Raw genomic sequence first — 12,417 nt, forward strand, 5'->3', positions numbered from 1 at the left:
CACCGGGCACATGTTGAATCCCGCCGATGCCAGTTTTGCCAAGCGGCTCGCCACACTGTTGCCCGAGGGTGCTGTGGCGGTGGCCGAGCCTCGTTATCTGGAAGAACCGCGCCGCAGGGCCGTGACGGCTGCGGCGCTGGTGGCCCGGCCGCGATCGACCGCAGAGGTCGTCGAGATTGTCCGCGCCTGCGCCGAGGCGCGGGTCGGTATCCTGCCCTGGGGTGGGGGCACGGGGCTGGTTCTGGCGCAGGTGATGCCGGACGGGCCCGCGCCCCTGATCCTGTCGCTGGAACGTATGACCGCCCTGCGCGGCATCTGGCCCGAGGAAGGGCTGTTGACCGTCGAGGCGGGCATGACTTTGGCCGAGGTGCAGGCGGCGGCGGAAGGGGCGGGGCGGCTTTTCCCCTTGTCGCTTGCCTCGGAAGGCACCGCCCGGATCGGCGGCAATCTTGCGACCAATGCCGGCGGCACGGCGGTGCTGCGCTATGGCAATGCGCGGGACCTGTGTCTGGGCGTGGAGGCCGTCCTGCCCGACGGATCTGTACTGAATGGGTTGAAGCGGCTCAGGAAGGACAATACCGGTTACGATCTGAAGGACCTTCTGATTGGCTCCGAAGGCACGCTTGGCATCATCACCGCCGCCACACTGCGGCTGTTCCCGACGCCTGCGGCAACCGGTACGGCGATGTTCGTTGTCACCGGACCCGATGCGGCCTTGTCGCTTTTGTCGCTGATGCAGGAGGCGACGGGCGGCAATGTCACGAGTTTCGAGCTGATCCACCGGCAGGGTCTTTTGTTTCTGGACGAGGTCTTGCCCGAGCAGCGCCAACCTTTCGCCGATCGCCCGGAATGGTCGGTTCTGGCAGAGATCAGCCTTCCCCCGGGTCCTGACCCCGAAACCGTTCTGGCCGGGGTGTATGAGACGGCCGGAAACCGCGTCTTCGATGGGATCATCGCTTCCAGCGCCGCGCAGGCGGCCGCTCTCTGGGATCTGCGCGAAGCCCTGCCCGAAGGGAACAGGAGGATCGGCGCCATCGCTTCGCACGACATCTCTTTGCCCCTGTCCGAAATCGCTGCGTTCCTGCGCAAGGCCGGTCCGGCAGTGGAGCGGCTGGGCCCGTTCCGGATCAACTGCTTCGGCCATCTCGGTGACGGTAACCTACATTACAACGTCTTCCCGCCTAAGGGCGGGCGCGTTGCCGATCACATTGAAAAGGCGAAGGAAATTCAGCGTGTGGTGCATGATATCGTGCACGAACATGGCGGTTCCATCAGCGCCGAACACGGGATCGGGCGGCTGAAGCGGGATGATCTGGCCCGTTACGGTGACCCGGCGAAACTTGTCGCCATGCGGGCGATCAAGGCGGCGCTCGATCCCCTTGGCATCATGAATCCGGGCGCGGTCCTCTGAGATACGAAGCCCCACCGGCGGAGAACCGGCGGGGCCCAGAGCGAATGGCCGTCATATGAGCTGCAAGCCTCTGCCGGTGCGAACCGGATACGGCCACTCTAGCAGGGCAAATCTTACCGAAGGGTTAAGGCATCACGCGCCTTCGAACTCGCACAGCACATGCACGTTCATGCCGAGCTTTTTGAGCAGTCTCCGCCCTCCGAGATCGGGCAGGTCGATGACAAAGGCGCAGCCGATCACCTCGGCACCAAGCCTCTCACACAGCTTGATCCCCGCCTCGCAGGTTCCGCCCGTGGCCAGCAAGTCATCGACAATCAACACTTTTTCGCCCGCCATGAGGGCGTCGTCATGCACCTCCATGACCGCCTCGCCATATTCGAGCGTATAGGCCTGAGAGATAACGGCGCCGGGCAGCTTGCCCTTCTTGCGGATTGGCACGAAACCCACCGAAAGCTGATGCGCGATGGCCCCGCCAAGGATAAAGCCCCGCGCTTCCAGCCCCACGACCTTGTCGATCTCCTCACCTGCATAGGGATGCAGAAGCTGGTCGATCGCCATGCGGAAACCGCGGGCATCGGCAAAAAGCGTGGTCACATCGCGGAACATGATCCCTTCATGCGGGAAGTCGGCGATGGTGCGGATGTAATCCTTGACGGTCTTTTTCATGGCGGCTCCGGCGTGATCCAAACGCCCCCGTCCTAGCACGGGAAAGCGCGTCGGCGAAGCGTCGGCTTTCTGTCGGCTAAACGTATGGCAGGTGTCGGGCAGGTGTCTGGAACCTACTCCCGCCGGATGATGCCACCGATGGCGGCAGCGCCAAGGGCGGTGATGAACCAGCCAAAGCCCTTGAAGGCGAAGGTGGCGAGGAAGGCGAACCAGCCCGCCACGTTCTGGGTGGTCGCGGTCCATGCCGCCTCTTGCCCGAAGTTGATCAGCGGGATGAAGACGTCGGCTGCATAGAACCCCGCCCAGAATGTCTCGTAATGCGCCCCGCTCGGTGCGGTCGCAGCCCAGACAGGGCCGGGGGCGGTCGGGCTGATCGCCATCGCCGCCGCCCAGTCGGTGGAGTTCATGATTAGGGCTGAGTTGGGAACGAAACCACCTGCGTGCCAAAGGATGAAGTAGAAGACGGTCATGAAGGTCATGGTGCCAACTGCCCAATAAAGTGCGAGTTGCGGGGAATAGCCGTAACCGACAAGCCAGCGGATCAGGAAGATCCAGATTCGGAAGAAGTGCATGCGGAGCCAATAGAAACCGGTATCGCCACGTTCGGTTGGAGTGCCATTCCGTAACCGGTCGAGCCGTGCACGGTCGACCTTAAGCTGTTCTTTAGCAAGTAGCTCTTCCTTGCGGATCATCACTTTCCGCGCAGCGTGATCGTGGCCCATCTCGCGAAGAACCTTGGCGAGTTGGGTATAGGGCTGCGGATAGAAGTCGCCATTCCAGCGATCCCCTTTGCCGAGCCATTCAAGTCGGCTGTCCGCGTCGGTTGTGGAGGCACCGATCCGGTCATAGGTGAAGCCGTCGAGATAGAGCCGCCCCGATTCTGGCCAGCTCTGTAGATCATCAACCAGAACGCCGACATGCGCGGCAGCAAGATGCACAATGCCTGCTTCAACCACGGCGGTTTTCCATAAAAACTCGCCGCCAACAGTAATTCTCCCGGCTTCCAGAGCGTATCCATTCGCGTTATTGAAACTACTGTTCAAGCAAGAGAATTGGCCGCCTACCGTTAGGCCTGAAAGTCTCACCTCGCCAATTGCTTTGAATCCGCGCTGAAGAAATACTCCTCCCGCTACATTAGCAACTTGGGCGTTCAGAGCTTTCCCATGCGCGTTTTCAAATCTTGCGTTGCTGCAGTCGAGTTGGCTTTCGATTCTTGCCCCAGCAAAATTGACCTCACCAATTGCACAGAACTTGTCTCGCAGAAAGACGGGACCTTCAAAAACAGCGCACTGTGCGTTCAAGCCGGGAATTTGGCTGCCAGACAAGTTAAGAAGCTTGAATAGTGTCTGCTGTGCAGAAATTTCTTCTGCGAAGCAGACATTAACTAAACGGGTTTGGCCAACCGCCGATCCGAAATCGAGAATGAGGTGATCCGGTACGTAGGCACCAATCAACTGCACCCCGACTTCGTCGAGCATGCACTCGTCGCACCCGCCCAGGATCAGGTAGCGCAAGAGGTCGGCACGGATGTTGCGGTCTGGGTCCGGGCCTTCCGGGCGGGTGCCGTCGCCGAGTTTGCATTCTCGCCCCTCCCGGCAGCACTCGATCAGCTCCTTTTCGGGGTCCGTCAGTTTGTCCTTGCCCGTCAGTGCTTCCCACTCGGCAAGTGTTCTCAGCCGCGCCATGCCGTCCTCCCTTCACCCGTATTCAGATTGCGGGGGAACGGGAGTTCGCGCAAGGCTTGTGTCGGACAAGTCGGTTGCCCGACTGAAATGGTGGCCTAGTCCTGCCCCGGCCGGGTCATCTCGAACACTTCGGTCACGACCGCATAGTCCTTGTAGCCGGACCGGGCGAGGGGGTGGAACCGGGTGACGTCGAAACGCCCCCCGACCACGCAGTCGTCTCGCAGGTGGACGCCCGTCACCATGCCGAGGATGAGGAAGTTATTCTGGCCGCGCAGATTGATGATTTCCGTCAGTTTGCATTCGAACGTCGCGGGGGCGGTTGCGACATAGGGGCAGGGGATCGTGATGCATTCGGCCTTCGGCACACCGGCAAAGGCGAACTCGTCGGTCTCGGACGGCCACGCGCCTGAGGTCTGGTTCATCGCCTCGCGCGCGGCATATTCGACGATGGAAATCGAGAATACGCCTGAGCCCTCGATATTCGTGACGCTGTCCTTGCGCCCCGTGGAGGCAAACATCACCTGCGGTGGTTCATAGGCGATGGCATTGAAAAAGGAATACGGCGCGAGGTTGTCACCTGTCGGGCCGCGTGTGCCGACCCATGCGATCGGGCGCGGCGTGACGATGGCAGTCAGGGGATTGTGGGGCAGGCCGTGGCCGTCTTCGGGTCGGTAGAACATCGCGCCTCTCATTCGGTTTGAACCGATCCTGCCCGCATGATAGGGGCGATTCCAGCAGAATTCGGGGAGAGACTCGCCTTTGTACAGGCTGGAGGAGGAGACGGAGGCGGACTGGTGGGAGGTCGAGGCGCTTTACGACCTCTGCTTTGCGCCGGGGCGGACGGCTCTGTCCTCGTACCGTTTGCGCGACGGCGTGCCACCCGTGGCCGAGCTGTGTCTGACCCTGCGCGACCCGGATGGAACGCTTGCCGCCGTGATCCGGTTCTGGCCGGTTCTGGTCGGCGGACGAAAGGTTCTGCTGCTTGGCCCCATCGCGGTTCACCCGACCCGGCAGGGCGAGGGGCTGGGTGCGATCCTGATGCATGAAAGCCTGGCCGAGGCGGCGCGTCTGGGATGGGAGCGTGTGCTCTTGGTCGGCGACTATCCCTATTACCGCAAGTTCGGTTTCCGCAAGCTGACCGGCGTCGAGATGCCGCCGCCGACGAACCCGGACCGGGTGCTAGGCCTTTCACTGCGGCCCGGCGCCTGGGAGGGCGTTTCCGGCGCGGTCACGAAGGCGGTGGATTGAAGCGGGGCGAGCCGCTTCATATCTATAAGACATGGAAAACGATGCGAACCTTCCGGTTCCGGCGGTGCTTGACGGTGTGCCGGTCCTGACCCTGCCCCCCGACGCCCTTGTGGAATTGTCGGCGCTGGCGCTGCGCCTCAAACGCGCCAACGGGCCGGTGATGCGGGTGATGAATGCCGTAGGTGGCAAGGTCGAGGCGCGGCTTGCGGGCCTGCCCGCAGGCGTGAAGCGGCTGATCGAGACGGGGACGGCAGAGATTCTGGAGGGCGCGTACTGGGCCGCTGGCAAGGTCGGGGCGCACCCCGCGGTGCCGAATACCGGCGATTGGGGCCACCGGGTCGCCGCCGCCACGGGCGGTGCCTTGGGCGGCTTCGGCGGCATCGGCTCGGCCATGGTTGAGCTGCCTGCGACGGTCGCGGTGTTTTTCGGGGCGATGCAGAAGGTTGCGGGTCAGTACGGTTTCGATCCGGGCGCGGAAGAGACGCGGCTCATCTGTCTGGAGATCTTCGGGTCGGGCGGGCCTTTGGCGGGCGATGACGGGGTCGATACTTCGTTCCTCGGCACAAGGCTTGCGGTGAACGGCGCGACCTTGCAGGCGATGATCCAGCAGGTGGCGCCGGCTTTGGCCATCGTCCTCGGCCGCAAGCTTGCCAGCCAGTCGGTGCCGGTTCTGGGGTCGGCCGCGGGTGCGGGCATCAACCTCGCTTTCCTCTCCTATTACCGCGACATGGCGCATGTCCGCTTCGGGCTGAAGCGGCTGGCCGGGCGGTATGGCGAAGAAACGGTGGAGGTCGAGTTCCGGCAAAGCCTGATCCGGCTCGGGCTTGAAGAGTGACGGGTCACACCGAGACGTGATGTGCCGTGCGGCAGGTTCCGATTGACCCAGGCGGGGCGCCTCCCGATATGCCGGGGCTGAACCCGAACCGGCAGGTCAAGATGGCACATTCCGAGAATACAGAGATCACCTTCGCCCGGCTGCCCGAGATCGCGCCGGAAGAGATCATCGCGCATATGTCGGACCCGCGTATGGCCGAGCATATGCCGCTTCTGACCTTCACCTGGGATCGCGACCGGCTGGATGCCTTCGTGGCCGCCAAGGAAGCCTGCTGGCAGCGCGACGGGCTGGGGCATTGGGCGTTTCTGGCGGATGGCGCCTATGTCGGCTGGGGCGGTTTTCAGAAGGAAGGCGCGGACTGGGATTTCGGGTTGGTGCTGCGGCCGCAGAATTTCGGCCTTGGAATGAAGATCGCGAAACGGGCGCTGGATTTCGCGCGGGCCGATGCCCGCATCCCCTACGTGACCTTCCTGCTGCCCCCCTCGCGCCGCAAGCTCGGCGCGCTGGTGCGGCTTGGGGCAAGGTCCACGGGGGAAGTTGACTATGAGGGCGAGTGGTTCCTGAAGTTCCGCCTCGATACGATGTGACTGCAGCGGGGGCCTAAGTTTGAATGGTTCTCTTGGAGCCCTTCGCGGACTTTACTCCATGCGCAACGCAAGCCGGACGGGCGCTTGCCCGGCGCCTTCGGCTTGATTCCGGGCGAAAGGGAGCATGTCTGAATGTCCGCTATGTCCGCATAGATTGCATAACGGAAAGTCGGACCGGAGTATCAGGGCGGCGGGGAATGGCTTTCCTTGGTCCTCGCGATGTTCTACATCGGCGCCGACGGGGGACGCTGCGTAAGGCTCTGACGACATGGATCACTTCCTTTACCGCGACGGCGCGCTTCATGCCGAGGACGTGGCGATCGCCGAGATTGCCGCTTCGGTCGGAACGCCCTTCTATGTCTATTCAACGGCCACGCTGACCCGGCACTACAAGCTCTTCGAGGAAGCCCTTTCGCCCTTGCCGCACCTCATCTGTTTCGCGATGAAATCCTGCGGCAACCTCTCGGTCGTGAAGACGCTCGGCGCGCTTGGTGCGGGCGTCGATGTGGTGTCCGTCGGCGAATATCTGAAGGCAAAGGCCGCGGGTGTGCCGGGCGAACGCATCGTCTTTTCCGGCGTCGGCAAGACGCGGGAGGAGATGCGGATCGCGCTGGAAGGCGGCATCCGCCAGTTCAATGTCGAAAGCGAGCCCGAGCTTTTTGCGCTGAGCGAGGTCGCATCGTCGATGGGCCTGACCGCGCCGGTCACGATCCGGGTCAACCCGGATGTCGATGCCAAGACCCATGAAAAGATCGCGACGGGCAAGAAGGAAAACAAGTTCGGCATCCCGATCAGCCGCGCCCGCGAGGTCTATGCCGAGGCGGCGCGCCTGAAGGGGATCGATGTCGTCGGCATCGACGTGCATATCGGCTCGCAACTCGTCGATCTGGTACCCTTCGAGGAGGCGTACCTGAAGGTCGCGGACCTCACCCGGCAGCTTCGCGCCGATGGCCATGACATCCGCCGCCTCGACCTCGGCGGGGGCTTGGGCATTCCCTATGAGCGGTCGAACGCCGCGCCGCCTTTGCCCCTCGATTACGGCGCGGTGATCAAGCGCACCGTCGGCGATCTTGGCTGCGAGCTGGAGATTGAACCGGGGCGTCTGATTTCCGGCAATGCGGGCCTTCTGGTGAGCAAGGTCATCTATGTGAAATCGGGCGAAGAGCGGGATTTCCTGATCCTTGATGCGGCGATGAACGATCTGATCCGCCCGTCGATGTACGGCGCGCATCACGATATCGTCCCGGTGGTGGAGCCCGAACCGGCGACCCTGCCGCAGCCCTACGACATCGTCGGGCCGGTCTGCGAGACGGGTGACACCTTCGCCAAGCAGCGCCCCCTGCCGCCGATGCAGGCGGGCGATCTCGTGGCCTTCCGCTCGGCGGGCGCATACGGCGCTGTCATGGCCTCGGAATACAACATGCGGCCCCTCGTGCCGGAGGTGATGGTGCAGGGGGATCAATTCGCCGTAATCCGTGCCCGTCCCACCTATGACGAAATGATAAACCGCGATAGCATGGCCCCGTGGCTGTAGCGCGCAATCCCGCGCGCCGGCCCGCAACGGAGGCCGGCAACCGGCGTGAGAAAAGTCAGAGCCCTTCCGCATGAGGCGCTGAGGCGCCTCAGATGGCCCGTGCGCATCACGCGGGCCGGGATGGCGGCTGAACGGATCACGAAGGGATTCTGGCCGGTCTGGACGATCCTCTTCACTGTCATCGCCGCCCTGGCGCTGGGCCTGCATGATACGCTGCCGGTCGAGGCGGTGTGGATCGGTGGTGTTCTGGCGCTGGGCGGGCTTGGCTGGGCGCTTGTCAGAGGCATACGCGACTTCCGTTGGCCGACCCGTGCCGAGGCGCTGGAACGGCTGGATCTGACGATGCCCGGACGCCCCATCGCGGCGTTGCAGGACAGTCTGGCCCTTGGGCATGAGGACAAGGGTTCGGCCGCGGTCTGGCGCGCCCATGTCGCGCGGATGGCGGAACGGGCCGTGGGCGCAAAGCCACCGGTGCCCGATTTGCGCGTCTCGCGCCGCGACCGGTTCGCGCTGCGTTACGCGGCGCTTACGGCCTTTGTCATCGCGCTTCTTTTCGGCTCGCTCTGGCGGGTGGCCGAGGTGCCGGCACTCGCCCGCCCCGGAAAGGCCGTCGATGTGGCGGGCGGGCCGTCATGGGAGGGGTGGGCCGAGCCTCCGCCCTATACCGGTCTTCCCAGTCTTTACCTCAACACCATCACCGATGAGACGATCCATCTGCCCGAAGGCACAAGGATCACCCTGCGCCTTTACGGTGCGGCGGCGGATCTGGCTGTCGAGGAGACGGTATCGGGCCGGGTGCCGGAGCCTGCGCCGGACGATGCGGGCGTGGAGCCTGCTGCGCTCGACACCGTGCGCGCGGTGGAGTTCGAGGCGGTCGCGAATGGCCGCCTGACCATTTCGGGCGAGGGCGGACGTGCGTGGAATGTGACGATCCTGCCCGATGAGCCGCCGGTGGTCGAGATCGCAGGCCGGATCATGAAAGAGGCCGATGGCCGCATGACGCAGCCATTCATTGCCAAAGACGACTATGCCGTCACCTCGGGCCGTGCCGTGATCGAACTGGATTTCGAAGCAATCGACCGCCGCTACGGGCTGAGCGCAGACCCCGAGGCGCGCGACGCGCTGGCCTATGACCTGCCGATGCCAATCTCGGGCGACCGGAAGGAATTCAGCGAGGCGCTGGTCGAGGACGCGTCGAAGCATCCCTTCGCCAATCTGCCGGTCAGGATGACCTTCGAGGTCACCGATGGCCGCAACCAGACCGGACGGAGCGCGACGGAGTCCATCCTGCTACCCGGGCGTACGTTCTTTGACCCGGTTGCGGCCTCGCTGATCGAGCTCAGGCGCGATCTGCTTTGGACGCGCGACAATGGCAGGCGCACCAGCCAGGTCCTGCATGCGCTGACCCACAAGCCCGAGGGGCTTTTGAGGAACGAACGGGCGTTTCTGATGATCCGGGTGGCGATGCGGCGGCTGGATGCGGCGCTGGGACAGGGGCGGCTCAGCCCCGAAATGCGCGATGAACTGGCCGAGGCTTTGTGGAACATCGCCGAACTGATCGAGGATGGCGGGCTTGCCGACGCGCTGGAAAGGATGCGGCAGGCGCAGGAGCGGCTGTCGGAGGCAATCCGGCGCGGCGCCTCGCCCGACGAGATCCAGCAGTTGATGGACGAGCTTCGGCAGGCGACGGATGACTATATCCGCAAGCTGGCGGAGAACATGGAGCGGCAGGGCACTGACGAACCGGGCCAGCAGCAGGCCGAGAACAATCAGCAGATTACCGGTGACCAGATCCAGCAGATGATGGATGAAATCCAGCGCCTGATGGAAGAAGGCCGCATGGCCGAGGCGCAGGAATTGCTGGAGCAGTTCAACCGGATGATGGAGAACCTGCGTGTGACCGAGGGTCAGAACGGCGAGGGTCAGCAGGGGCCGGGCGGCAAGGCGATGCAAGGCCTGCGCCAGACGCTGAGGGATCAGCAGGGTCTCTCGGACGAGGCGTTCCGCCGTTTGCAGGAGCAGTTCGGCCAGCAGGGTGAGGGCCAGCAGCAGGGGCAGGACGGCCAGCAGGGTCAGAACCAGTCCGGCCAGCAGGACGGTGAGAGCGGGGAAGGCGACGACCCCAACGGAATGGGGCGGGGTGACGGGACGGGCCGCGACGGTCTTGCCGAGCGCCAGCAGGCGCTGCGCGAGATGCTGCGGCGGCAGGAAGAGGGCCTGCCCGGCCTGCCCTCAGAAGACGGCGGTGCGACGCAGCGGTCGCTGGACCGCGCGGGCCGGTCGATGGACGGCGCCGAACAGGCGTTGCGTGACGGCAACCTGGCGGACGCGCTGGAACGGCAGGCGGAGGCGATCGAGAGCCTGCGCGAAGGGTTGCGCAGCCTCGGCGAGGCGCTGGCTCAGAACCAGTCGCAGCAGCCGGGTGGGCAGGGCGAGACGTTTGGCGCCACGGGGCCGGACGCGATGCGCGACCCGTTGGGCCGGACCAGCCGGACATTCGATCCCGAAATCAGGGGGCGCGGATATATCGGCGAGGATGGCGATGTCTATGGCCGCGCCCGCGAGCTGATGGACGAGATCCGCAGGCGGTCCGGCGAGCAGTCCCGTCCGCCGGGCGAGCTGGACTATCTCAAACGTCTGATGGACCGGTTCTGAACCAGCCGGGGTACCGGATCAGGAGGCGTCGCCCTTGATCGCCACGGTCAGCGCCTGCATCTGCCCGTCGAGCCAGATGCGCGCCGCGTTCACCGCCTCGACATAGGCTGCAAGCGCCGGTTCAAGTGACGGAACCGATTGCGCCAGCGTGGGGGCCAGAACGTAGAGCGCGAGCGCCAGAGCGGCAATCAGAACGGCGAGCGAGAAGCCGCGGCGGAAGCCCGAGCGCTGCCTGACGGCCATCGCCTCGGGCGCGTCGCGGGCGGCAGCCTCGTCGCCGCGCTCCGAGGTGGCACGCAGGGTGGAATTGATTTCCTCGATGTCGGGCAGCAATTCGCGCCGCGAGGCGCGCGATGTCAGGGCATCGTCGTCGAGGTCGTCCTCATCGCCCCGGACCCGCACGACACGGTCGCGCACCGGTTCGGGGGCGGCTGCCGCCGTCGCGGCGGCCACGGCAAGGCCGAGATCGGGCTGGGTTTCCAGCGCGGCACTTTCGGATTTGCGGGCCCGCGTCTCGCGCTCGGCCTCTTCCTGAAGCACGCCGCGCACCGCGTCATCCAGCGTGCGTCGGCGCAACTCACCCTCGGGGGCCGAAGGGACGGGCATTTCTTCGGCGGTATCCGCCGCGACCTCGTCGTCGGCGGCCGCTTCGGGGGTGTCTGCCGTGGTCTCGTCATCCTCAACCGCGCTGGGGGTGTCGTCCGGTTCGGTCGCAGTTTCGGGTGCAGCGACGTCTTCTTCGACGGGCGGCGGGGCGCTCGGCGCTTTTGCAACTGGTTCCTGCGGCGCCGGTTCCGCGATCTTTACAGGCGCCGGCGTCGTCAGTTTCAGCGCGGATTGCTGAAACCACGCATGTCCGCAATTCGAGCACTGGACATCCCGGCCCGTCTCGGGGATGACGCTGTCGTCCACCTCATATTGTGCACCACAGCTCGGGCATATCAAACGCATGTCGTTCCCACCGATTTCGCCAGCCACAATCACGGCCCATGTGACCGCTTCGTCATTATTGTTGGCTATTTGTAGCAAGCAAAGGCGCGGGCTCCAAGTCTTGATGCTGCGGCGCGGGATTTCTGCGCAAGGTGATGCAGCAGCGACTCGGCTGAAAATGTGTGTTCAAAGATGATCGCGTTCGACGATGTCAGCTATGGCTATGGTGGTACGCCGCTGTTGCGCGGGATATCCCTGCGGCTGACGCCGGGGTCGTTCCATTTCCTGACCGGACCCTCGGGCGCAGGCAAATCCACGTTTCTTAAGCTTTGCTACGGCGAGTTGATGCCGATTTCCGGCAAGGTCTCGCTGATCGGGCAAGACCGTACGGCGATGACGCGCGACGATATCGCCCGGCTCAGGGGGCGGATCGGGGTCGTGCATCAGGATTGCCAATTCCTCGACCACCTTCCTGTGGCCGAGAACGTGGCCCTGCCCCTGACCGTGGCCGGGCGCGACGCCGATGCCGGAGAGCTGCGCGAGCTTCTGTCCTGGGTCGGCCTTGGTTCGCGGGCGGGGGCCCTGCCGCCGTCGCTGTCGGGAGGCGAGCGCCAGCGGGCGGCTTTGGCCCGCGCGGTCGTCCTGTCGCCCGACCTCCTGCTGGCCGATGAGCCCACGGGCAATCTCGACTGGGAGATGTCGCTGAGGCTTCTGACGCTCCTCAGCGAGTTGAACCGGATGGGCAAGACAGTCGTGATCGCGACCCATGACCTGAACCTGATCCGGGCCGCCAAGCCGCTGGTTTCGGCCCGGGTGCTGCGGATCAAGGATCGCCAGATCATCCATGCGGGGGCAGAGCTGTGAGC

Annotated in this window: 11 protein-coding genes; 7 read left to right on the forward strand and 4 right to left on the reverse strand. The window is 64.5% G+C overall.

What is annotated here, in order from left to right:
- Positions 1 to 10 precede the first annotated feature (10 nt).
- Positions 11 to 1,411 carry an FAD-binding oxidoreductase gene (locus tag QKW60_RS08580; RefSeq protein WP_282368020.1) on the forward strand — a complete coding sequence of 467 codons (1,401 nt, stop codon included), beginning with the start codon at positions 11 to 13 and terminating at the stop codon, positions 1,409 to 1,411.
- A 132-nt stretch (positions 1,412 to 1,543) separates the two neighbouring features.
- Here the strand turns inward: QKW60_RS08580 and QKW60_RS08585 are convergent, their stop codons facing one another.
- The 3 genes from QKW60_RS08585 to QKW60_RS08595 all read right to left on the reverse strand — a co-directional run bounded on the left by QKW60_RS08585 (position 1,544) and on the right by QKW60_RS08595 (position 4,442).
- The gene (locus QKW60_RS08585) at positions 1,544 to 2,077 is read right to left on the reverse strand and encodes an adenine phosphoribosyltransferase (RefSeq protein ID WP_282368021.1); all 534 of its coding nucleotides are present in this window, start codon (positions 2,075 to 2,077) and stop codon (positions 1,544 to 1,546) included.
- A gap of 113 nt (positions 2,078 to 2,190) precedes the next feature.
- Entirely contained in the window at positions 2,191 to 3,762 is a 1,572-nt protein-coding gene (locus tag QKW60_RS08590; RefSeq protein ID WP_282368023.1) for a hypothetical protein, read from the reverse strand.
- Between the two features lie 95 nt (positions 3,763 to 3,857).
- On the reverse strand, positions 3,858 to 4,442 hold the full coding sequence (locus tag QKW60_RS08595; RefSeq protein ID WP_282368025.1) for a flavin reductase family protein: 585 nt from the start codon (positions 4,440 to 4,442) through the stop codon (positions 3,858 to 3,860).
- Between the two features lie 79 nt (positions 4,443 to 4,521).
- Between QKW60_RS08595 and QKW60_RS08600 the strand changes: the two genes are divergently transcribed.
- From QKW60_RS08600 to QKW60_RS08620, 5 genes are all read left to right on the forward strand, one after another.
- Positions 4,522 to 5,010, forward strand: a complete 489-nt coding sequence (locus tag QKW60_RS08600) for a GNAT family N-acetyltransferase (RefSeq protein WP_282368027.1) — start codon at positions 4,522 to 4,524, stop codon at positions 5,008 to 5,010.
- A 31-nt stretch (positions 5,011 to 5,041) separates the two neighbouring features.
- Positions 5,042 to 5,845, forward strand: coding sequence for an EcsC family protein (locus QKW60_RS08605; protein WP_282368029.1), 804 nt, complete (start codon positions 5,042 to 5,044; stop codon positions 5,843 to 5,845).
- A gap of 68 nt (positions 5,846 to 5,913) precedes the next feature.
- Complete coding sequence (locus QKW60_RS08610) at positions 5,914 to 6,432, forward strand: GNAT family N-acetyltransferase (protein ID WP_336619156.1); 519 nt, start codon at positions 5,914 to 5,916, stop codon at positions 6,430 to 6,432.
- A 268-nt stretch (positions 6,433 to 6,700) separates the two neighbouring features.
- A complete protein-coding gene (gene lysA, locus QKW60_RS08615; RefSeq protein WP_282368031.1) occupies positions 6,701 to 7,966 on the forward strand; it encodes a diaminopimelate decarboxylase in 1,266 nt (421 codons plus the stop codon).
- A gap of 45 nt (positions 7,967 to 8,011) precedes the next feature.
- On the forward strand, positions 8,012 to 10,621 hold the full coding sequence (locus QKW60_RS08620) for a TIGR02302 family protein (RefSeq protein ID WP_336619157.1): 2,610 nt from the start codon (positions 8,012 to 8,014) through the stop codon (positions 10,619 to 10,621).
- Positions 10,622 to 10,639: 18 nt separating this feature from the next.
- Here the strand turns inward: QKW60_RS08620 and QKW60_RS08625 are convergent, their stop codons facing one another.
- Positions 10,640 to 11,572 carry a zinc-ribbon domain-containing protein gene (locus tag QKW60_RS08625; protein WP_282368033.1) on the reverse strand — a complete coding sequence of 311 codons (933 nt, stop codon included), beginning with the start codon at positions 11,570 to 11,572 and terminating at the stop codon, positions 10,640 to 10,642.
- Positions 11,573 to 11,743: 171 nt separating this feature from the next.
- Here QKW60_RS08625 and QKW60_RS08630 point away from each other — a divergent pair, with 171 nt between their 5' ends.
- Entirely contained in the window at positions 11,744 to 12,415 is a 672-nt protein-coding gene (locus QKW60_RS08630; protein WP_282368035.1) for a cell division ATP-binding protein FtsE, read from the forward strand.
- Positions 12,416 to 12,417 lie beyond the last annotated feature (2 nt).

The organism is Albidovulum aestuarii (genome assembly GCF_029961185.1).
Classification (GTDB): Bacteria; Pseudomonadota; Alphaproteobacteria; order Rhodobacterales; family Rhodobacteraceae; genus Albidovulum; species Albidovulum aestuarii.